Consider the following 22,384-nt stretch of genomic DNA (forward strand, 5'->3'; position numbering starts at 1 on the left):
GTAAGCTGGGTTTAGTTGTTTAACCCAGCTTATCTGTTAGGATACGCTTCGCTCAATCCAACCTGTAAATATAGATCATGGTTAAGTGAAAAGAAAATTATTTAGCAGTATCTTTTTGGTAAGTACGGCACTTTTCAGTGCGTACTTTTCATTTTCTCTGTACATATTTTAAGATTGAGATAGTTAAAAAACAGGTGCAACAAGGCAAATCTAAAGAAATAAATTTTTTGTGATTTTGTAAACATCGCCGTTGTAACCTAGTATTCAACCATACTTAACTGGAATATTGATTCACGAAATCCTTAGTTTTTCGAGCAATAAAGAATAATCATTTCAGTAGTATTGCCACTAAAGAGAAAGTTTGTCCATGCTCCCGCTTTTGGAACCAGAATCGATGACTGGTAGCCAATAAAGGTGCTTAATGTTTTTGCTGCAATCAATCATCAAAATGGAGAAAAAACTTATGGCTTCCAATACCAAAACTCACCTCATTCATGATCGAAATTCACGCGGTCAAACCAAAATAGGTTGGCTCGACAGTTACCACACATTTTCCTTTGGTAATTTTTACGATCCAAATCGTATGGGATTTCGTTCTCTACGAGTAATCAACGATGACCGCGTTGTTCCCGGTGCTGGTTTTGGGACACATGGACACCGCGATATGGAAATCCTGACTTATGTTCTAGAAGGAGCAGTAGAACATAAAGACAGCTTAGGGAATGGTTCAGTCATACTTCCGGGTGAAGCGCAAATTATGAGCGCTGGTACTGGTATTATGCACAGCGAATATAATCCTTCTGAAACTGAGCCAGTCCACCTTCTGCAAATTTGGATTCTTCCCAACAAACAAGGATTGCAACCTAGGTATGAACAAAAAGCATTTTCAGTTGAAGAAAAACGTGGAAAACTGCGTTTAATTGGTGCTAAAGATGGACGTGATGGTGCTGTCAAAATTTATCAAGATGTTGACTTATACACATCTATTTTGGAACCTGGTGACGTTATCAACTATCACCTGAAACCGAATCGTTATGCCTGGTTGCAAATAGCTCAAGGTATCGCCACTTTGAATGGAGAAGAACTCAGAGCAGGTGATGGCGTGCAAATAAGTGGCGAAGAACAACTCGAAATTAGCACCAACATCAGTGCAGAAATCTTACTTTTCGATTTGGCGTGAGAGCTACCTGGCTGGAAAAATTAATTTTTTTTCAGTGCTAGATCATTCTCTATAATTTTCTAAGGACATAAAAGATTTTAATCTTGCTCCTAGGTGAAACCTAGGAGCAAGATTAATGTTTAGTAAAAGTTAAGTAAAGGAAAGAATTTATGGCACCTCTTTCAGAGAAAATAGCAATCGTTACAGGATCATCACGAGGAATTGGACGTGCGATCGCACTCAAATTAGCTGATAACGGTGCATCAGTTGTGGTGAACTATGCAGGTAATGCAAACAAAGCAGAGGAAGTTGTTGCAGAAATTGAAAACCTTGGAGTAAAAGCAATTGCAGTCCAAGCCGATGTGAGCAAAGTGACTGATATTCAGCGACTTTTTGAGCAGACAATTGAACGTTTTGGCAAAGTCGATATTTTAGTAAACAACGCTGGTATTCCCTTATATAAGCTACTTGTTGACGTCACAGAAGAAGACTTCGACAAGATTTTTGCCATTAATGTCAAAGGCACTTATTTTGCTTGTCAACAAGCTGCACAGCACATGGTAGACGGCGGACGCATTATCAATCTTTCTTCATCAACAACGGTTATGATGATGCCAACTTATAGTGCGTATGTGGCAACCAAAGGTGCGGTTGAACAAATCACAAGAATTGTGGCAAAAGAGTTAGGAGGACGAGGTATCACAGTTAATGTAATCTCTCCTGGTCCAACTGATACAGAACTGTTCACAGAAGGTAAAACAGAAGAACAAATAAATCGTATTTCTCAAATGGCAGCTTTGGGACGACTAGGACAAGTGCAAGACATCGCCGATGTCGTGGCGTTTGTTGCTAGCGATGAAGCGCGGTGGATAACTGGGCAAAATATTCGCGTTAACGGCGGTGCAGCTTAAGATAGCAGGCAAGAACAAGATTAACAATTGTCTTGAGTAGCGCTTGTGAATCTGCCTGTGAGGGGAAGGTATAAGTAGGTCGGTGTTGAAAATTGTCGTTATGACAAGGCAGGAGGCACAGGGCAGGAGGCAGAAGAGAAGAGCTTTTTGGGCAACTTTACTTTCCGTTATATACTTCGGTTTTTTTGCGCCGTTCTACTTAGCACTTTCAAAGCTGCTAGTATATGAGTGACTTGTGGGCGTTCGCAGAGCATGTCCCTTTGGGAGTGGTGGAATCCCAGTTGGCAGCGATTACAGCAGATTGCGCGAAACCTTGTGGTTGGCGTCTAGATTCCCCTCCTTTCGCTACGGACAAGCGATCTTATATTTATTTAGATAGACCCATCTAGCTTGAAAATAAGGAGTGTTAGCGCAGCGAGCCGTAGCCTGGGAGAAAGAATATTTTCATTCATTCTGGTGAGGCAGTGCGTTGGGGAGCCAGTACTTGATGAGGGTTTCCCGACATAGGTATATGGTGAGACAGCGCTGCAGGAGGGTCTCCCGCAGCGCTGGACTCACCGTAAGGCGTGGCGTTAGCCATAGGGCGTCCAGGTTTCCCGACTTGTAGACGCCGGAGGCGGTGAGGGGGTCGCAGTCTTGGACGCCACTTGCTTTATGCCGGGAGATCGGTCCACGGCAGTGGCTCCGTTTCCCGTCGATTGCGAACCCCCGTTCTTCGCAGCGTGACCGTTCGGTACGGGGCCGTGCCCGATAGGCGAAGCCGTGGCGTTAGCCATAGGGCTCAGGTCATCCCCGGAGGGCTTCCCGATAGTCCTCCGGGGAGAACCTTCGGTTCCGCTAGCCCCTAAGGGGGCGCTGCGCAAACGCTAACGCCAGAGCCGGCACGAGGGATACCCTCCCGCAGCGCTAGACTCACCGTAAGGCGTGGCGTCAGCCATAGGGTGTACGCAGTTCATGATGGCTACTTATTGTAATTGCAGAACTTTGGAATTTACGTATGTTATGTATATAAAGACGCAGTTTTCAAGGGTGGTGTCAGCCAAAGTCATGACTTGACCGTGCTTAGTTTCGAAGATGACACTCGGTGTCTTTTAAGGAGATATGGGGATAACAGAGGGCAGTTTGCATGCAACAGGGTGAACCTCTCGAACCCAGTGGCTCCTTGGGACTTAAAATTGTTTTCGTCAGTCATAGCAAGATTAAAACATTTTTCGCAAGAACTGAAAAGACAATATGGAAAACTTATGTGTAAGCTTATTTATAGCATTGTCCTTTGGATAGATTAAACAACTAGACGGAAGAAGTACATTTAAATAAATTACTAAGTGGTCTCTGTAAGAGCCTGATATTAGCTAAGCAATTTTTATATCAAGGCTTGAATTCTGATTGAGTTGTATGATTATTTATTGTTAGGTGCTCTGTAAGTCATGAAATCTCCTGAGCCTCAAACTCATTTTGAAGATAACCGTCAAGAAACAGAATTAGAAAAGCCACCCCGCAGACAGCGAAGGTGGCTTTGGTTATTGTTAGCCCTACTACTAGTAGGGGGAGGTTTTGCACTTTGGCGTTGGCTGGCTCCTCAAAACAAAGCACCCGCAACTGCTAACGCTCAACCGCCAGCAACAAGAGTCAAAATATCTACAGTACAAGCTGGGATGATTGAGGATAGTGAAAAGTACCTTGCTACCGTAGAATCGCGCCGCTCGGTGACTCTTCAGCCCAGAATTGAAGGTCAAGTGTCACAAGTATTTGTCAAATACGGAGATTCAGTGATTGCAGGAACTCCGATTATCCAAGTAGATGCTAGACAGCAACAAGCAGCTGTCGGTAGTGTGAACGCTGCTGCTGAGGTATCTCAGTCACAGGTGGAAAATGCTCGTGCTACGCTCAGATCCTTAGAAGCTGAACGGTTGTCTAAACTAGCTGATCTGAAGTTGAATCAGCAAGACTACGAAAGGTATACCGATTTGGCGTCTCAAGGAGCAGTGTCTCGACAAACGAGTGAGCAGTATACCAACAAACTGGCAACATCACAAGCTGCTGTCCGTCAAATTGAAGCCCAGATTAGAGCACAACAAGCTACCATTAGCCAATCTGAAAAATCTTTAAAGGAAGCACAAGCTAATATTAGACAACAACAAGTCCAACTTCAGTACTACAAAATTACTGCTCCCTTTGCTGGCACAGTTGGAAATATACCCGTAAAAGTTGGTGATTTTGTAAATACTTCTACACAATTAGTTACTATTACTCAAAACCAATCTTTAGAATTGAATATTTCTGTGCCTGTTGAGCGAGGAACTCAACTACGTAAAGGAACACCAGTAGAAGTGATGGATGCACAAGGCAAAAGTATAGGGATGAGCCGTGTATTTTTTGTCGCTCCAAAAGCTAGTGACAATAGTCAATCTTTACTTGTTAAAGTGCTATATGACAATTCTGAAAATCAATTACGTACGGATCAGATTGCTTACGCAAGAGTGATCTGGAGTCAGCGCCCAGGAGTATTGATTCCAGCAACAGCAGTGACTAACTTGGCGGGAGAAACTTTTGTTTTTGTAGCAGTTCCAGCACCATCAAAACCTCGTCAAGGAGAAAAACCTCAAGGAAATCAACAAGGAGAAAAACCTCAGGGAAATCAACAAGGAGCATTTCAACTAGTAGCTAAGCAAAAACGGGTGAAATTAGGCAACATTACAGGTAACAACTACCAAGTTATTCAAGGATTAGAGCCAGGAGACAGAATCATTGTCTCAGGGCTGCTCAATCTTAGAGATGGCGTTCCCGTTATTCCTGAGTCTTAGGAATAGAAACAAGGGGACAAATCAATTCAAAATTGCGTATGGAACAGCGGCACGCTTTGCGCTCAGGATCTATCACGAAGTCAAGGAGCTAATTCCAAATTCCAAATTCCAAATTCCAAATTTGGAATTTCTGCCCACTTCCCCTACTCCCTGTTGTGCAATTTACCATTCCCCCATGACTTATGTTCGTTGACTTTTTTATCAAGCGACCAGTCTTCACCAGTGTCTGCGCTATTCTTATTTTGCTAGTTGGCGCAGTTAGCATCCCGACACTACCCACGGCACAGTATCCAGAAATCAGCCCAGTTCAAGTTAACGTTACTGCAAACTACGTCGGAGCCAGTGCTGAAGTCGTAGAAAACACGGTTACGACTGTCTTAGAGCGGCAAATCAACGGGGTCGAGGGCTTGAAGTACATGACTTCGAGTAGCAGTAACAATGGCACCAGTACGATTACAGTCACATTTGACGCGTCCCGTAATAAAGATATTGCAGCAGTCGATGTGCAAAATCGGGTATCGCTGGCTCAACCGCAGTTGCCACAACCGGTACAGCAAACTGGGGTTACTGTTAGCAAGCAGTCCTCTAATATTTTGTTGGCAATAGGTTTGTACAGTGAAAAAAATGAGTTCAACAACGTATTTTTAAGCAACTACGCTGACCTTTACATAGTAGATGCTCTCAAAAGAATTAATGGTGTGAGTGAAGCGCGGATTTTTGGTGAACGCCGCTATGCTATGCGTCTGTGGCTCGATCCCAACCGCCTTGCCAGTCGCAACCTCACTGCCCAAGATGTGATTGATGCCCTCAATGAACAAAACATACAGGTAGGTGCTGGGCAAATTGGTCAACAGCCGGCTCCAAAAGACCAAACGTATCAAATAGACCTGCAAGCACTCAGCAGACTCAAGGAACCGTCCGAATTTGAGGACATGGTTCTCAAAACAGATCAAAATGGGACGCTGATCAAGCTCAAAGATGTCGGTCGAGCAGAACTGGGAGCAGAAAACTATAACTCATTCCTACGGTTTAGAGCTAAAGAGGGTGTAGGTATCGGTATATTTCCGACTCCAGGAAGTAATGCTTTGGATGTTGCGAAGGCAATCAAAACCGAAATCGCGCAACTTGCTCAAGACTTTCCCCCAGGGTTGGACTACCAGATCGCGTTTGATACCACCTTATTTGTGGAGGCATCTCTTTCCGAAGTATTCAAAACGCTGTTTGAGGCAATTGTCCTTGTAGTTATAGTCATTTTTATCTTCTTACAGAACTGGCGCACTACTCTGATTCCCGTCATTGTCATTCCCCTAACATTAATTGGCACCTTTGCCTTTGTTAAGGTTTTTGGGTTTTCAATCAACACCTTGACGATGTTTGGTTTGACTTTAGCCACTGGGCTGGTGGTTGATGACGCGATTATCGTAGTTGAGGACGTCACTCGCCTGATGGAAGATGAAAAAATGTCAGCGGAGCAAGCAGCCTCCGCAGCAATGGGTGAACTTTTTGGAGCGCTGATCGCCACTTCCTTGGTGCTAATGGCAGTTTTTGTTCCCGTTGCTTTCTTTCCAGGCTCTACAGGGCAAATTTATCGCCAATTCGCTTTAACAATCGCATTTTCGATTGCAATTTCTACTTTTCTTGCTCTTACTCTAACTCCTTCCCTTTCAGCTTTGTTACTGCGTCCAGGGCAAAAACCGGGCGGTGTGCTGGGGTGGGTATTTACAAAGTTTAATAACTTAATTAATTGGACGCGTAGAAAGTATGAGCGAACTCTCTACCGCTTAACTCGTATTACAGCAATTATAGTGTTGCTGTTTATCCTGTCTTTAGGCTTAACCGGGTGGCTCTACACCCGCGTACCTCAGGCTTTTCTTCCCGAGGAAGACCAAGGCTATTTCATCACCATTATTCAAGGTCCTGAGGGAGTTTCGCTCAATTACACCAGTAAAGTCATGAGTCAGGTAGAAGCAGAAATTCTCAAATTACCTGAAGTTATAGGGACTTTCGCGATTGGTGGGTTTGGCTTTAGTGGTAGCACTGCCAATAGTGGTGCAATTTTTACAACACTTAAACCTTGGGACGAGCGCCATGAGGCTAGCCAGTCTGCACAGGGAATTATCAAAAATTTGGCAGCCAAGTTCTCAACGATTACAGAAGCAAGAGTTTTGCCAGTTAATCCGCCAGCAATTCAAGGTTTAGGCAGTTTTGGTGGTTTCCAATTTGAGCTACAAGATAGAAAAGGCAATAGTGGCTTAAATACCATGCTGCAAGTTATGGGTCAGTTACTCCAACGGGGCAATCAAACACCAGGATTGCAAGCTGTATTTAGCACTTTTTCTGCAAGTACCCCTCAACTTTTGATTGAAGTAGACCGCAACAAAGCTAAGGCGCTGCAAGTCAACATCTCAGATATCTTTAATACCCTACAGAGTTACTTGGGTTCGCGCTACGTCAACGATTTTAATTATCTCCAAAGAACTTACCGAGTGTATGTTCAAGCTGATACTCAGTTTCGCTCAAATCCTGCAGATATTGGTTCATTGTATGTCCGTTCTTCTGCCAATAATCAAAGTTCTACCAATAGTCAAAGTTCCACCAATAGTCAAAGTTCCGCCAACAATCAAATGATTCCTTTGAGCAATTTGGTAAAAGTGACTGCAAATACCGGGGCGCAAACAATTAATCACTATAACTTGTTCCGCTCAATTGAAATCAATGGTGCAGCCGCTCCTGGTTTTAGCTCAGGGCAATCAATTCAAGCGATGCAGCAAGTGGCAAAGGAGGTTTTACCAGCAGGCTTTGGTTATGAATGGTCAGGAGTTGCTGCTGAAGAGCAACAGTCCGGTGGTCAAGCCCCTCTGATTTTCGCCTTAGGACTTGTGTTTGTATTCCTAGTGCTGGCGGCTCAGTATGAGAACTATGTTGATCCTTTGATTATTATGCTCGCAGTCCCTCTGGCTATCTTGGGAGCACTGTCAGCACAGTCGTTGCGGGGTCTAGCCAATGATGTCTATTGTCAGATCGGTTTAGTGATGCTGATTGGTTTGGCAAGTAAAAACGCAATTTTGATTGTAGAGTTCGCCAACCAACTACGCGACCAGGGGCTTTCGATTACCAAAGCAGCAATCCAGGCTTCACAAGAACGCTTACGACCAATTCTCATGACTTCCTTTGCTTTTATTCTGGGTATTGAGCCATTAGTTTTTCCAGAAGGAGCTGGGGCAGCTAGTCGAAAATCCCTTGGTACTGCTGTTGTTGGTGGGATGCTTGTCTCCACTTTCTTAAGTCTGTTTATTGTGCCAATTCTGTACATAGTGATTGGAAACATTCGCGCTCGCCTGACACGACGTCGTAATTCTCAACAGCCACAGCCCGTTGAAGATGGCAGAGTTCCTAGTGAAACCCATCGGTAAATTGACTCAGTAGGTGGGACGTACCCCACCTATTTTTTTTGTAAATCATAGGACTTACGCAAAAACTCTTCCACGCTCTAGCGAATGGTGATGTGCAGATTTGGTTTCTTTTGGTAAGTTGTTTCTCGCTAATCCCGACTTAGCAAAACGCTTTGAACTGGATCCTTCTTTAAACGAGCCAGATGTAAAAACGTTTTACGCATTTAGCAGTACAACAGGTCCTTCCAGCGATGGTTGAGCGAGGTCGCGGTACTATTCTGTTAACGGGAGCAACAGCTGCTGTGAAAGGTTTAGCCAAATTTGCAGCTTTGGCGGTGGGTAAATTTGGGCTACGAGCATTGGCGCAGTCGTTGGCACGGGAGTTTAGTCCTCAAGGAATTCACGTAGCTCACATCATTATTGATGGCATGATTAATACTCAAAGAGTACGATCAATGGTATCGGAGGCTGAAGAACATACATTACTGGCACCTGAGGCGATCGCCCAAACATATTGGCAATTGTATCAACAAGATGCAACAGCATGGACTTTGGAACTTGATTTGCGACCTGCTGTAGAAAAATCCTATGCCCTTTGGGCAGGCTGCGCTATCAGAAGTGGGTATAAAGCCCACCAAAAAAAAAGATTTGTATCGAGACGCGCAGCGCAAGATACAAGGCGTCCTTGTTTCAATCCCACGTTTTTAAGCGTCGGTTCCCTACACCCCTTTGAACTTAATCGTGTGATCAAACTGGCGATGACGATCGCCAAATTTTGACTGGAAAACTTTTTGACGTTCTTTCCAAGCAGGAGGAGGATACGTATGAATTCACAATTTCAAGGAAAATACGCCCTGGTTACTGGCGGGAATAAGGGCATTGGTTTTGCTATTTGCAAAGGACTGCTGCAATGTGGGTTTGAGGTGATTGTTGCAGCGCGATGGCTCGATAAAGCCAAAGCAGCCGCAGAGAAATTACAATCTATCAACTCGAAAGTGCGCGTCGTCGAACTTGATATTGCAGACGACCAAAGCATTGACCAAGCTGTCAAGCAGTTAAGTCAGGAAATCCCTCAACTGGACGTGCTGGTCAATAACGCAGGTATTTATCCTGACGAAGGCGTGAACATTCTCACTATTTCCCGTGAGTTGCTAAATCAGACAATGAACACCAATGCTTTTGGAACGATTCGCACCAGCCAAGCATTCTTACCCCTACTAGAAAAGGCATCTCAAGCCCGTATCATCAATCTTTCCAGTGGCTACGGACAGTTGAATGGACTTTCTTTTGATGTTCCCAGTTATTGCTTGTCTAAACTCACCCTCAATGGCGCAACAATTATGTTGGCGGATGCCTTGCAAGCAAAAGGCATAGCAGTTTACGCTATGAACCCTGGCTGGGTAAAAACAGATATGGGCGGTGCTTCCGCTCCCCGTTCCCCGGAACAAGGGGCTGACACTGCTATTTGGCTTGCAACCGAAGCTTCAGCAAATTTAAGTGGGAAGTTCTTCGGCGAACGCAAGGAGATTTCCTATTGATAACCATCATATTGCAATTGTCATCAATAATTAATAAAGGAATAGAACCGCAAAAATACAAAGGCCGAAAGAAAAGAGGTACAAAGTTTATGAAAGTTAGTAAATCATACACAAGATTGCTTGTAAAAGATTGGAAGGCTTGTTTCTTGTTCTACAAAGATGTCATCGAATTTGATGTTGCTGTAAAAGATGAAGAAGCCGGATATGCTGAGTTTAAAGCCGGAGATATGAGACTTGCCGTATCAAAGCGGCAAGAAATGGCACAAATGATTCACAATGCAGAAAAGCCTGCCCATGCAGAATGTCAAGATACCGTAGTATTAGTTTTTACTGTGCATGATTTAGAGGAGGAATATCAACGACTCAAACACAAAGGGGTGCAATTTAGTGTAACGCCGATGAATAATCCCTACTACGGAATGAAAACAGCTTATCTTCGAGATCCAGATGGAACCTTAATTGGTTTATACGAGTATCTTGTGTGATATATAAAAAAGCAACTATCTAAAAATGGAGGTCACCAAAGCGCTATGGCTAAACCTGTCATCATAACGGTAGACGATGATCCAGAAGTTTTGCAAGCCGTGGCGCGGGACCTACGGCAGGAATATGGCGATCGCTTCCGAATTATTCGCGCTGACTCTGGTGCCAGTGCCTTAGAAGCCTTGGAACAACTCAAACTCCGCAATCAGCCAGTGTCGTTGTTCCTTGTCGATCAACGGATGCCCCATATGTCAGGCGTGGAGTTTTTGGAACAAGCTATGTCAATCTTCCCCGATGCCAAACGTGCCTTACTCACCGCCTACGCAGATACTGATGCCGCAATACGTGCCATTAACAACACAAAAATCGATTACTATTTGATGAAGCCGTGGGATCCACCAGAAGAACGCTTGTATCCAGTGCTGGACGATTTACTTGATGACTGGCAAGCAGGCTTCCACCCACCTTTTGAAGGGATTCGCGTCATTGGTAACCGTTGGTCCCCCCATTCTCATCAAGTTAAAGATTTCCTCGCACGAAATCAAGTGCCTTATCAATGGTTGGATATCGAATTATCTGAAGAGGCACAAAAACTAGCAGATTACGCTGAATGTGATAAATTACACCTACCTATCGTCCTGTTTGGGGATGGTTCCCATGTCATGCAGCCAACCAATCTGCAAGTTGCGGAGAAAATTGGGCTACGAACTCAAGCAGAAAAACCGTTTTATGACTTGATTATCGTTGGTGGTGGTCCTGCTGGTTTAGCCGCTGCGGTGTATGGCGCATCAGAAGGACTACGCACGGTGATGATTGAACGTGAAGCCCCAGGAGGACAAGCGGGAACAAGCTCACGTATTGAAAATTACCTTGGGTTTCCTACAGGCTTGAGTGGAGGCGATTTAGCAAGACGTGGTGTCACACAAGCAAGACGCTTTGGCGTCGAAATTCTCACACCGCAAGAAGTTAAGGGTATCCGCGTAGAAAATCAGTATCGATTTGTGCAACTTGGAGACGGTAATGAAATCAGTTGCCACGCCCTGATGTTAGCGCTGGGTGTGTCGTGGCGGCGGCTGGATATCCCTGGACTTGACCGTTTGACAGGTGCAGGGGTGTATTATGGTGCGGCGCAGGCGGAAGCCATGAGTTGCCAAAATGAAGACGTTTACATTGTGGGTGGCGCAAACTCAGCAGGACAAGCAGCAATGTACTTTTCTCGCTACGCCAAGCATGTGACGATGTTAGTACGTGGCGACTCCTTAACTATAAGTATGTCCCAGTATCTGATTGAGCAAATTGCACAAACACCCAATATCACAGTCAAGACACATACTAGTGTGAGAGAGGCAAAAGGAGAAACAAGTTTAGAATCCATTACTATTCACAATTCTTTGACAGGTGAAACGCAAACCGTACCTGCAACATCACTGTTTATTTTTATTGGTGCAGTTCCCCGTACTGAATGGTTAGATGGTGTGATTGAACGAGACGAACGCGGTTACATCATAACAGGTCCAGACTTGCAAAAAGATGGGCAACGCATCAAAGGATGGACGCTAGAACGCGATCCCTTTTTACTAGAAACCAACATCCCTGGTGTTTTTGCTGTGGGTGACGTGCGTCATGGTTCAGTCAAGCGAGTTGCTTCTGGTGTTGGTGAGGGTTCAATCTGCGTTCAGTTTGTTCATCGATACCTCAGCAATGTGTTGTAATAGCAATCAGTTATCAGTAAACAGTCAACAGTTAACAGAAATGATGTCAACATTGAGTTAGGAACCAAGAGGTGACAGCGATGCAATAAATAACTCTGGTTGAGGGATCAAAAAATTTGCCTGAATTAATTGGGACAGTCATCAGTTGCGAAGAAATTATCATTAATACCTGATAACAACAGTACAATCATGAAATTGATTGCACCTGAAACAACACTTGAGACTTCACGGCTGTTGCTTGAGCCACTGGTAGAATCTCATGCAGTACATATCTACAGGCAATTGCAGGATGAAAGGCTTTATCAGTTTATCCCACAGGAGCCTCCCATATCATTGCAAGTTTTGCAGACTCGATATCGTGTGCTATCTTCAAGGCTTTCTCCTGACGGGCAAGAAGCATGGCTGAATTGGGCTTTTCGTCTTCGCCAATTTGAAACATACATTGGAACATTGGAAGCAACAGTATATGTCAATAAAATAGCTGCGATCGCCTACATGATTTTCCCAGCATTCTGGCAACAAGGTTATGCAAAGGAAGGATGTTTACGACTGCTCAATCATCTTTTCAACGATTATCAAGTCAATATTGTGGCAGCCGAGATAGACACTCGTAATATCGCATCAATTGAACTCATTAAATCACTTGGTTTTAAGCACGTGTCTACAAAAGAAAACGCGGACTTTTTTAAAGGATGTGTCAGCCATGAGTATCGATATGAGTGTATGTCGTCTTCTACTTAACTCACTCATCTACCAGTTCGAGGAACTAAACAGACTTTTAATTTCACAATATATCGTTGAAAAAATACCTATTTTGAGTATTGATTTAGCCTTTGAAGCCTATCCTATTGAACGGCTATGGTAGGCTGCAGTTATTAAAGATATTTAAGAAAAGATTTCATATAAGGAGCTACCATGCTGCACGACCCAAATCAAATGACACTGTTTCCTAAACTGCCAGATGATGCTTTGGAGGAAATGAAGCAGTTTGGTACTGAGATAGAACTTAAGATAGGCGATGTGCTGTTTAGTGAAGGCGACTCAAACTATCATTTTTGTGTTGTCTTAGAAGGTCAAATTGAAGTCACTAAGCAAGTGGGCGTTGAAACGCAAGTGCTAGTTATTCATCGTCGGGGCGACTTCATGGGTGAACTTTCCATGCTGACAGGTTCAGGTGCTATTGCTAATGCTCATGCGATCGCACCCAGTCGCATTTTACAAATAGACATTGAAACATTTAGACATATGCTTATTAAATGTTCGCCGATTGCTGACGTGATTCTCACCGCAATGGCAGGACGAACCAAAGAGGTGCAAGCGCAGCTACGACAGCAAGAAAAAATGGCAGCACTGGGTAAAATGTCTGCAGGATTGGCACACGAATTGAATAATCCAGGGGCAGCGGCGAAAAGGGCGGCGAGCCTTCTGTGCGAAAATTTTAAAAATTTACAAACTCTGGCTTTACAGCTGAATTTAGTCTCTAAAGAACAAGTAAAATTCATGACTGATATTCAAGCTCAAGCAATACAACACGCCATCCACTCTCCTAAACTTGACCCTCTCACCTGTAGTGATAAAGAAGACGAAGTAACAGAATGGCTCGAAGATCATGATATCAGTCAAAGTTGGAAATTTGCTCACACATTTGTCAACGCTGGATTAGATATAGAAAAGCTGGATACTCTTACAGACAACGTCCCCATTGACTGTCTTGAGCATGTTCTTAAATGGCTTGACGCCACACTTTCATCTTTTGGGTTGATTCATGAAATTGAGCAAAGTACCACTCGCATTTCTGAGTTGGTGAAAGCAATTAAGGGCTATTCCTATATGGATCAAGCCCCTCTACAAGAAATAGATATCCATGACGGAATTGAAAATACTTTACTCATTCTCCATCATTGCCTGAAAAAAGGAATCATTGTGAATCGAGAATTTGACCGTACTCTGCCAAAAATTTGTGCTTATGCCAGTGAACTAAACCAAGTGTGGACAAATTTAATTGACAATGCCATATATGCCATGAAAGGTAAAGGCGATTTGACAATTCGTACTTATAGAGAAAATAACTGTCTTGTTGTGGAAATAGTTGATACAGGGGCAGGTATTCCACCAGCAATTCAATCGCGGATTTTTGAACCATTTTTTACAACGAAAGAAGTTGGAAAAGGCACTGGGTTGGGTTTAGAAATTGCCTATCGTATTATTGTTAACAAACATCACGGTGACATCCACTTTGAATCTCAACCTGGTCATACATCCTTTCGAGTACGTTTACCTATTTCAGCAGTGAATCCTTCATGTAAAGCGGCGGACAATGAGATATAATTTCAATGCCTATGTCAAAAGGTTTAAAAAATGTCACATGAAAGCAATTAAGACAAAAATATCTGAGGGTGGCAGAGTTGTCATCCCATCTGAGTATCGCAAACAACTAGGATTAGAAGTAGGCGACGAAATTATGATTCAACTGGTGGATGGGGAAATGAGAATTTGTAGCTTGGAAGAAGCAGTCAAACGAGCCCAAGGAATAGTACGTCGATATATTCCCCAAGGGCGTTAAGCGTAGCTCTCCGCAGGAATCACTCAGTAATGAACTGCTAGAAGAACGGCGTCAGGAGAATTTGAGTGAGTAATTATGTTTTGGATGCCTCTGCTATTTTGGCACTGTTAAATAATGAAAGAGGTAGCGAAATAATAATAAATGTTCTTACCGAAGCTGTTATCAGTAGTGTCAATTTGAGCGAAGTCATAGCAAAACTTGCCGATTGTGGAATGTCAGAGGTAGAAGTAAGAGAAGTTATCAGCGCCCTGGGGTTAGAAATTATTAATTTTGAACCTGAAATGCCTTATTATGCAGGAATGTTACGACTGCTAACGAGACAGGCTGGACTATCATTTGGTGATCGGGCTTGCTTAACACTAGGAGTATTCTTGAGTTTGCCAGTAATAACTACTGACAGAGCTTGGACTGATTTAAAATTGGGGATAAATGTGCAGGTGATTCGTTAACTAATTTCTTGTTGTTAAAGATATTTAAAAAAAGTACGATAGATGACCTCATTTATAGAGGTTCGAGTCCAGATTTTCTAAAGATTCAATATCCAGCAACAATAATTGCAAACTCCAGATCCCCAAGTCTGACACTGGGCGATCACGATGTGAAGTGGGTTGGCACTTAAAAAAGCAGCTTGGCGCAAAGGTTATGCGACAGAAGCTGGACGAGATGCTTGTGTGTTGTTCTACTTACAAATTTAAGGTGTATCATGCTCGATATAGAAACTTTACGCCAAGTTCCTCTGTTCTCTAAATTACCAAGTGAACAGTTGCAATGGCTACTTGAGCAGAGTACAGAAGTATGGCGAGAACCGGGAGAAATTCATCGCCATGAAGGTGAGCCTGCTGAGCATGTTTTCATACTGCTAAAAGGTCAAATTCGGATTATGCAGAAGGTTGGCAATCAAGAGATTTTGTTGACGATTTATGAACCCAAAACGCTGTTTGGTGAATTACCCGTTTTAATGGGTCATACACATTTCTGGGCTAACAGTCGTGCTGTGAGTCGTAGCCATATTTTGGAAGTGCCAAACCAGGTATTTTGGGAAATGCTTTCGAGTTGTACTTGTGTGATGACTGAGATTCTCCGCACAATGGCAGAACGCTTACAAGCTGTGCAGACGATATCACAGCACAGAGAAAAACTAGTAGCATTAGGCACTTTAGCAGCCGGATTAGCACACGAGTTGAATAACCCTGCTTCAGCTTGTCGTAGAGCTGTGGGACAATTACGCCAAACTAGGCAGGTATTGCAGCCTTTGACAGTAAAGCTGAATCAAAAACAAATGACTTGTGACCAAAAAGCGTTTGTTGCTAAATTGCAGCAAGATGCCATCGCCCGTGCCAAAACAGCAGCCAGACTTGATCCGTTAACGCAAAGCGATCGCGAGGATGAGGTGATGCAATGGCTAGAAGCACACAACGTTGGTAATAGCTGGAAACTTGCTCCCACCCTGGTGACAGCAGGACTCGATATCGAATGGCTGGAAAATGTTAAGAAAAATATCGGTGAATTGTTGCTTGGTAATGTCCTAACTTGGACAGGGATAACGTTACAAGAATGGGGTTTGTTAGATGAACTTGACCATTGTACAACCCGAATCTCTACCTTAGTTGATGCTGTCAAAGATTACTCTTACATGGATCGGGCACCTTTACAGGAAATAAACGTACATGAGGGTATCGAAAGTACTCTCACAATTTTGAATCACAAGTTAAAGCATAGTCATGTGACGGTTACGCGAGAGTATGACTGCGAAGTGCCGTTAATCACTGCCTACGGTAGAGAACTCAATCAAGTCTGGACAAATTTAATTGATAACGCCATTGATGCTATTAATGGACAAGGTGGTCAAATCTGGATTCGTACGAGTTGCGAAAGCGACTTTTTGCTCGTAGAAATTGCTGATAATGGTGCAGGAATTCCTCCCGAGGTTCAGTCTCACATTTTTGAGCCATTTTTTACAACCAAAGGAGTCGGTGAGGGGACAGGGTTAGGTTTGCACATTATTTACCGGATTGTTGTAGAACAGCATCTGGGTGATATTCGGGTATTATCTCAACCGGGAAATACAAGGTTTCAGGTGCGCTTACCAATTAAATTGTCATAAATTATTGATTGTTGAGAAAATATTTTGCAAAAGTCACTCGCCGCATCCTACCAAAGTAATCAAATCAGCAGCCCAACAGATATCCTAGACGCTATCAAGTCTGGCAAGCAAACCACCTTTCTGGAGCGATCGCATCAAAATGCTGATGCGGTCAAGTCAAAGGAATATAAACCCAAATTAAATTAACGGTGCAGTTTTAAAAGTGTCACTTATTAGATTCGCCTTTTGATTGAAGCTTGGAGTGATTCGTTATGCTCTTGAGACATGATCGCCGCAGTGGTAAAGATTAGTGGTGTATTGAACTTACTGCCACAGATTTTTATCCCAATATTTTTACTTGAGCGCAGAGTTAATAACTTCATCATGAATAAAATTATGGATTAGGGATTAAGTGTTGGAAAAATTTCGATTCCAGTCCTCAATCCTCAGTCCTTATTTTAATGACGAGTATAGGAATGCTCAAAGTGAGTTTTGAGTGTATGAGCCATAACAGACATGACAATTGCTGCTATGGAAACCGATATTGCTGCTATTCTAATTCTAGAATCATCTGCAAGTATTGCTACAGCCGCTAGAGCGATCGCTACCCCGATACAACCTTGTTTGACCCTGTTGGTAACTTGATAAGCTCGATTGCAAGAACTACAAATAGGTGTGTGTCGTGAAAATCTGTCTAGCAAAATCGGCTTTGAATCCAACTCGTCATTCTCAACATTTTTCCATGTGGAATAGCCATGATAAAAAGGCAAAGACGATCCAAATTTATCTAGCCACTTGCGGTACTCAATCACTAATGTGTCAGATGTTTTCAGCGGCAAATATAATTCTTTGAAACTTTTCTCAATCCACTGTTGTTATAACGAGAACGCTATGTTCTACTGCTAGAAATGTATGAATAATTTAGTATATAAAAAAGAAAATAGAGACGCATAAATCAAGCGTCTCTAGAGAGGAAACCCATAAACTGTCAAAAATAAAAATTAAAAATAAAAATTGAAAGATAAAAAAAATATTATTTAGTTAAGCATTTTACTCTCATTGGTGAACTTTTATTGTTGTTGGAATTTTGGTTGGAATCTGGTAGTACCAGGCTTTTTTGCGTGATTTACCTTTAGATAAGAAGTGTTTGACGAGCGCATTCAGAACTGAATGATTGCTTACAACTTGAGATACACGACGGAAAATTACCATTCCGGAAAATTTCAAAAAATAACCGGCTACAAGCCGGTAAAAATTTTGGAACAACAAACGTGCTACGGCGTGTCTCTACACCAGAGAGTAGAAAACATTAGGCAAACGCTGAAAAATCTATATTGGGCGGAATATCCTGAATACGCCCTTGACCGACTGCACGCAATGCTTCTCTAAGAGAAACATCCCCTGTATACAGCGCACGACCAACAATCACACCAGTCACACCTTGTGATTCTAGCGCCAACAGACTCAGCAAATCGGTAACAGAACTCACACCACCAGAAGCAATAATCGGAATGGAAATTGTCGCCGCAAGCGATCGCAATGCTTCTATATTTGGTCCAGAAAGCGTCCCGTCACGATGGATATCAGTGTAGATAATGGCTGCGGCTCCCAATTCTTGCATCTGTACAGCCAGTTGAGTTGCTAAAACTTTAGAGGTTTCTTGCCACCCCCGAGTTGCGACCATTCCATTACGAGCATCAATACCAATAACAATCTGCTGTGGAAATTCTTGACAGAGTTGTTGTACAAGCTGGGGTTGTTCTACGGCGATGGTTCCCAAAATCACGCGTTGTACACCTATGTTGAGTAGCTGTTCTACGCGATCGCGATCGCGCACTCCTCCACCAACTTGAATAGATACCGACACAGCTTGAGCGATCGCTTCAATTGCTGGCAAGTTTACTAATGTACCTGTTTTCGCCCCATCCAAATCGACGATGTGTAATCTGGTGGCTCCCTGTTCTACCCACTGCTTTGCAACTTCAACTGGGTTGTCGCTGAAAACTTGCGATTGTTCATAATCTCCTTGATAAAGTCGCACACAGCGACCTTCTAGTAAATCTATCGCCGGAATTACGTCCATTTATAACTTTTCCTTTTTAAACGACTCCCATCCCAGTCTAAGATGACATACAGCAGAATAGAGGCGTCAGTCCTCATAATTCAGAATGATCCCACGAAGAAATCTAGAAAATTAACTCAAGTTAGTATAGAGAAATAGGAAATTCCCAAAACTTGTTGCTATGGCTTGTGCTTCTTTCCGCTTTTATGCAGAGTTGAATGACTTTTTACCATCGCATAGAAAGGGGATGAAAATAGCTCATATCTTTACTGAAAGAGCTTCCATTAAAGATATGATTGAATCTTTTGGTATTCCCCATCCAGAAGTAGATGGTATTGAAGTTAATGGAATATCGGTAGATTTTTCTTACATTGTCCAAGATGGAGATATCATCAATGTTTACCCAATTTCTAGCACAAATAGAGGAACTTCCACTATTTCTGTCAGACCTAAACCTCTAACTACTATCTGTTTTGTTTTAGATATTCATTTAGGCAAGTTAGTAACGTCTTTACGCTTGTTAGGATTTGATACCTTATACCAAAATGATTATGAAGATAAAGAATTAGCCCACATTTCCAGTACCCAAAACCGAATTCTATTAACTCGTGATCGCGGTTTATTGATGCGAAGTGTCGTGAGATATGGATATTACGTCAGAAATACTGACCCGCATAAACAAATTGTTGAAGTCATGCAACGCTTTGACTTATATAAAATAATATCACCTTTTCAACGCTGTTTGCGCTGCAATGGATTATTAGAATCTGTAACCAAAGAACTAATTGTTAACCTATTGCCAGAAACTGTCAAATTATATAATCATGAATTTCATCGTTGTCAAAACTGCAATCAGATTTACTGGAAAGGTTCACATTATGAAAGATTGCAACAGTTTCTTGACTTGGTAGTAGGTAATAAGTGATGGAGAAAAACTGTGACATTAATATTAGCGCTTGATTTTGGTGGAACAAAGTTAGCAGCAGCAACAGTCCATGCAGGTTCTAAGCAATGGCTGGGATATGAGCGTCGTCTTTCACCAGCAAATGCAAATGCTGACACTGATTTAGAAATTATGCGCTCTGTTATCAACTCTTTATTAAAGGGAGCGAAACCAGAAGCTATTGGTGTAAGTTTTGGGGGACCAGTAGACGCAACAACAGGGAAAGTTCGACTATCCCATCATGTTCTTGGATGGGAAAATGTTCCGTTGCGCGATTTGTTAGAGGAAGAGTTTGGCGTTCCTGCTTATGTAGATAACGACGCGAATGTTGCTGCTTTAGGTGAGTATCGCTTTGGTGCAGGGCAAGGTTACGACAGTCTGTTTTACATGACTGTCAGTACTGGCGTGGGGGGTGGTTGGATACTCAACGGTAAGCCTTGGCGAGGTGCTGAGGGGATGGCTGGTGAAATTGGACACATGGTTGTAGATCCTTCTGGACCTGTGTGTTTGTGTGGAAAGCGGGGATGTGTGGAGAGGTTGGCGTCAGGACCTTATATGGCGCAGGATGTGAGGGAAGTTTTGAGAAACGTTCGCGCAGCGTGTCCGGAGGACATACCGCCAAGTCGCCAAGGACGCCAAGGAAGAAGAGGAGAGGTGTTGAGGGAGTTGGTGGGAGATAATTTGGAGTTGATTACTGGGCAGATAGTGAGTGAGGCTGCGGCTGCTGGGGATGATTTAGCCAAAGAAATTTTGTACAGGGCTAGTTGGGCGCTGGGTGTTGGTATTGGGAATGTAGCAAATTTGATTAACCCGCAGCTATTTGTGTTGGGTGGTGGTGTGATGAAGGCGGGTGAGGATTTTTGGCAAGTGTTGCGAAAGGTGGCGCGGGAGACGGCTTTACCTGAGGTACCTAGTGAGATCGTTTCGGCGGCGCTGGGCGATGATGCTCCTTTGTGGGGTGCGGTGGCTTTGGCTGAGGATGTTTTAGGGTAATTGGAAGCTTATGTCACAGCTAAAAGCCAATGACATGAGTTTATTCATACCTTGTCACGAAAATTCTGATACATTTCACTCCGCCTGCTTAAGAACTGCTTGCCCATATGTATCAATCGTCAAATAAAATGGTAATATTAATGACTTTACTTAATATTGAAAACAAGTATCATATTTTCTCTGTAGAGAGAAACGCAATAGAGTTACCTTTAGTTGAAATTGGAGTTTAAAAACCAGCTATTATCTGCTTAATACTTGTATTGTACCAGTTACTTTAGGTCTTTACGTCATAGTAGATTTCTATCAACAACGCTAGCGGATTCACGAATACGATCTGTAAAGAATTTACTTATTTTTTTGTGAATTCATACCACAACATGTATATATTAATGGAGTCATTTTCAGTAATAATACATGTTTCATGAAGAAATATCTGCGAGAAATCGTCATAACAATTAGTGTTGCCATGATTGTTGTTATGACTATGTTAAGAACCCCAGCGACGGAGACTACTTTCGTCAGAAAGAACGTTGTTGATCTGACTCCACAGGAAAAATTAGACTTTGTTAATGCTCTCAAAACACTAAAAACACGACCTGGTACTAACAGCAAAAATGTCAGTTTCTATGATGAAGTTGTTGCCATTCATGCAGGAGCTATGACATTTGACAAAATGCAATTGGGTGGTCAAGTTATATTACCGCAGGACACGCCTTCTACAGGACCTGCAAGTGGGGCTGATGCGGCTCATGAGCATGGAGCATTTTTACCTTGGCACCGTGAATATTTAAGTCGATTTGAAAAAGCTTTGCGCTCAGTCAATCCTAAGATTACTATCCCTTACTGGGATTGGACAGATCCAAGAGCTGTTGAGGTGATTTTTGATCCCAATTTTTTGGGGACAAATGGCTCAGGATCAACACTGACTTTTGAATATTCAGATGGTACACCTACTATTAGACTTAATGGGGGTCCTGTAGTGTCCGGTAATTTTTCCGAAGCGGATGGTTGGGGAATAGTCCCGGATTTACATCGCAACATCGGTACAGCCGAAACTCTAGGCACGTCACTCGTTCGCTATCTACCAGGTTCAGATGCGCCTGCTGGCAGTGGATTCCCTTTAGATAAAGCAGAAACAGATAGAATACTTCAGTCACCAGACTATGCTACATTTCGTCCATTTTTGGAGGGAGAGATTACCATCAATGCAGACGGCACTGAAAATGAATGTCGAAACTCGCCATGTAATCATAACCTTGTTCATGCATTGGTTGGTGGAACTGTGCCTAATCCGAATCCAAACGAGACGAATCGGCGCTTGCTAACATTGGGTACTATAAGCAATACTCCAGCTTCTCCTAATGAACCAGCTTTCTTTCTGCTTCATGCCAATGTAGATCGTCTTTGGGCCGAATGGCAGAATAATGGTCGTCAAGGTGGCGAATTTTACGCTGTTCCGGGTACAGAACCTTACGGACACAATCTCAATGACAAGATGTGGCCTTGGGATGGAGGTGATTCTATACCAGGATCAATTGGTAGTACTGATGTACAGCCCTACTTGCCAGTTATTGCACCCAACGATATTGTCAGACCTATAGACACTCTGAATTGGCGAAAGTATGGCTATACCTATGACACGCTTTTGAAGAGGGGCAGAGGATGGAGGAGACAGTCTCGTGGGGAGTTTCCTGTTAAGAGAACTCGTGTGCCAGAACGGAGAAGGGGTAGCCGATAAATC

At 43.0% G+C, this 22,384-nt stretch carries 20 protein-coding genes; 17 read left to right on the forward strand and 3 right to left on the reverse strand.

The features are described from left to right. Nucleotides 1-463: 463 nt before the first annotated feature. Both AC5JM2_RS25630 and AC5JM2_RS25635 read left to right on the forward strand, forming a co-directional pair. Nucleotides 464-1,180: a pirin family protein gene (locus AC5JM2_RS25630; protein WP_495837642.1), complete on the forward strand. Its 717-nt coding sequence runs from the start codon at nucleotides 464-466 to the stop codon at nucleotides 1,178-1,180. A 149-nt stretch (nucleotides 1,181-1,329) separates the two neighbouring features. Continuing rightward, nucleotides 1,330-2,070, forward strand: a complete 741-nt coding sequence (locus tag AC5JM2_RS25635) for an SDR family oxidoreductase (RefSeq protein WP_495837643.1) — start codon at nucleotides 1,330-1,332, stop codon at nucleotides 2,068-2,070. Nucleotides 2,071-2,518: 448 nt separating this feature from the next. Here AC5JM2_RS25635 and AC5JM2_RS25640 read toward each other — a convergent pair whose 3' ends face one another. Further along, the gene (locus AC5JM2_RS25640; protein WP_495837644.1) at nucleotides 2,519-2,650 is read right to left on the reverse strand and encodes a hypothetical protein; all 132 of its coding nucleotides are present in this window, start codon (nucleotides 2,648-2,650) and stop codon (nucleotides 2,519-2,521) included. An 847-nt stretch (nucleotides 2,651-3,497) separates the two neighbouring features. On the opposite strand from AC5JM2_RS25640, the gene AC5JM2_RS25645 reads away from it, so the two are divergent. From AC5JM2_RS25645 to AC5JM2_RS25700, 12 genes are all read left to right on the forward strand, one after another. Continuing rightward, complete coding sequence (locus AC5JM2_RS25645) at nucleotides 3,498-4,874, forward strand: efflux RND transporter periplasmic adaptor subunit (protein WP_495837645.1); 1,377 nt, start codon at nucleotides 3,498-3,500, stop codon at nucleotides 4,872-4,874. Between the two features lie 182 nt (nucleotides 4,875-5,056). Beyond that, the gene (locus AC5JM2_RS25650) at nucleotides 5,057-8,287 is read left to right on the forward strand and encodes an efflux RND transporter permease subunit (RefSeq protein WP_495837646.1); all 3,231 of its coding nucleotides are present in this window, start codon (nucleotides 5,057-5,059) and stop codon (nucleotides 8,285-8,287) included. 230 nt (nucleotides 8,288-8,517) lie between these two features. Beyond that, the gene (locus tag AC5JM2_RS25655) at nucleotides 8,518-9,045 is read left to right on the forward strand and encodes an SDR family NAD(P)-dependent oxidoreductase (protein WP_495837647.1); all 528 of its coding nucleotides are present in this window, start codon (nucleotides 8,518-8,520) and stop codon (nucleotides 9,043-9,045) included. A gap of 45 nt (nucleotides 9,046-9,090) precedes the next feature. Beyond that, a complete protein-coding gene (locus AC5JM2_RS25660) occupies nucleotides 9,091-9,804 on the forward strand; it encodes an SDR family oxidoreductase (protein WP_495837648.1) in 714 nt (237 codons plus the stop codon). A gap of 89 nt (nucleotides 9,805-9,893) precedes the next feature. Next, the gene (locus AC5JM2_RS25665) at nucleotides 9,894-10,289 is read left to right on the forward strand and encodes a VOC family protein (protein ID WP_495837649.1); all 396 of its coding nucleotides are present in this window, start codon (nucleotides 9,894-9,896) and stop codon (nucleotides 10,287-10,289) included. 45 nt (nucleotides 10,290-10,334) lie between these two features. Then, nucleotides 10,335-11,999, forward strand: a complete 1,665-nt coding sequence (locus AC5JM2_RS25670; RefSeq protein WP_495837650.1) for an FAD-dependent oxidoreductase — start codon at nucleotides 10,335-10,337, stop codon at nucleotides 11,997-11,999. Nucleotides 12,000-12,188: 189 nt separating this feature from the next. Continuing rightward, nucleotides 12,189-12,740, forward strand: coding sequence for a GNAT family N-acetyltransferase (locus AC5JM2_RS25675; RefSeq protein ID WP_495837651.1), 552 nt, complete (start codon nucleotides 12,189-12,191; stop codon nucleotides 12,738-12,740). A gap of 174 nt (nucleotides 12,741-12,914) precedes the next feature. Further along, nucleotides 12,915-14,327, forward strand: a complete 1,413-nt coding sequence (locus tag AC5JM2_RS25680) for an ATP-binding protein (RefSeq protein WP_495837652.1) — start codon at nucleotides 12,915-12,917, stop codon at nucleotides 14,325-14,327. A 37-nt stretch (nucleotides 14,328-14,364) separates the two neighbouring features. Continuing rightward, nucleotides 14,365-14,562 (forward strand): AbrB/MazE/SpoVT family DNA-binding domain-containing protein, encoded by a 198-nt coding sequence (locus AC5JM2_RS25685; RefSeq protein ID WP_495837653.1) that lies wholly within the window; start codon nucleotides 14,365-14,367, stop codon nucleotides 14,560-14,562. 65 nt (nucleotides 14,563-14,627) lie between these two features. Next, nucleotides 14,628-15,011: a type II toxin-antitoxin system VapC family toxin gene (locus AC5JM2_RS25690; protein WP_495837654.1), complete on the forward strand. Its 384-nt coding sequence runs from the start codon at nucleotides 14,628-14,630 to the stop codon at nucleotides 15,009-15,011. Between the two features lie 254 nt (nucleotides 15,012-15,265). After that, a complete protein-coding gene (locus AC5JM2_RS25695) occupies nucleotides 15,266-16,666 on the forward strand; it encodes a sensor histidine kinase (protein WP_495837655.1) in 1,401 nt (466 codons plus the stop codon). A 24-nt stretch (nucleotides 16,667-16,690) separates the two neighbouring features. Next, nucleotides 16,691-16,852, forward strand: a complete 162-nt coding sequence (locus tag AC5JM2_RS25700; protein ID WP_495837656.1) for a hypothetical protein — start codon at nucleotides 16,691-16,693, stop codon at nucleotides 16,850-16,852. A 251-nt stretch (nucleotides 16,853-17,103) separates the two neighbouring features. Here the strand turns inward: AC5JM2_RS25700 and AC5JM2_RS25705 are convergent, their stop codons facing one another. Beyond that, nucleotides 17,104-17,484: a hypothetical protein gene (locus AC5JM2_RS25705; RefSeq protein ID WP_495837657.1), complete on the reverse strand. Its 381-nt coding sequence runs from the start codon at nucleotides 17,482-17,484 to the stop codon at nucleotides 17,104-17,106. A 470-nt stretch (nucleotides 17,485-17,954) separates the two neighbouring features. Further along, nucleotides 17,955-18,728: a 1-(5-phosphoribosyl)-5-[(5-phosphoribosylamino)methylideneamino]imidazole-4-carboxamide isomerase gene (hisA, locus tag AC5JM2_RS25710; protein ID WP_495837658.1), complete on the reverse strand. Its 774-nt coding sequence runs from the start codon at nucleotides 18,726-18,728 to the stop codon at nucleotides 17,955-17,957. Nucleotides 18,729-18,888: 160 nt separating this feature from the next. Here hisA and AC5JM2_RS25715 point away from each other — a divergent pair, with 160 nt between their 5' ends. The 3 genes from AC5JM2_RS25715 (at nucleotide 18,889) to AC5JM2_RS25725 (ending at nucleotide 22,381) form a co-directional block, all read left to right on the forward strand. After that, on the forward strand, nucleotides 18,889-19,632 hold the full coding sequence (locus AC5JM2_RS25715; protein WP_495837659.1) for a Mut7-C RNAse domain-containing protein: 744 nt from the start codon (nucleotides 18,889-18,891) through the stop codon (nucleotides 19,630-19,632). A 12-nt stretch (nucleotides 19,633-19,644) separates the two neighbouring features. Further along, entirely contained in the window at nucleotides 19,645-20,643 is a 999-nt protein-coding gene (locus tag AC5JM2_RS25720; RefSeq protein WP_495837660.1) for an ROK family protein, read from the forward strand. A 421-nt stretch (nucleotides 20,644-21,064) separates the two neighbouring features. Next, nucleotides 21,065-22,381 carry a tyrosinase family protein gene (locus tag AC5JM2_RS25725; RefSeq protein WP_495837661.1) on the forward strand — a complete coding sequence of 439 codons (1,317 nt, stop codon included), beginning with the start codon at nucleotides 21,065-21,067 and terminating at the stop codon, nucleotides 22,379-22,381. Nucleotides 22,382-22,384 lie beyond the last annotated feature (3 nt).

This window comes from Brasilonema angustatum (assembly GCF_059505445.1).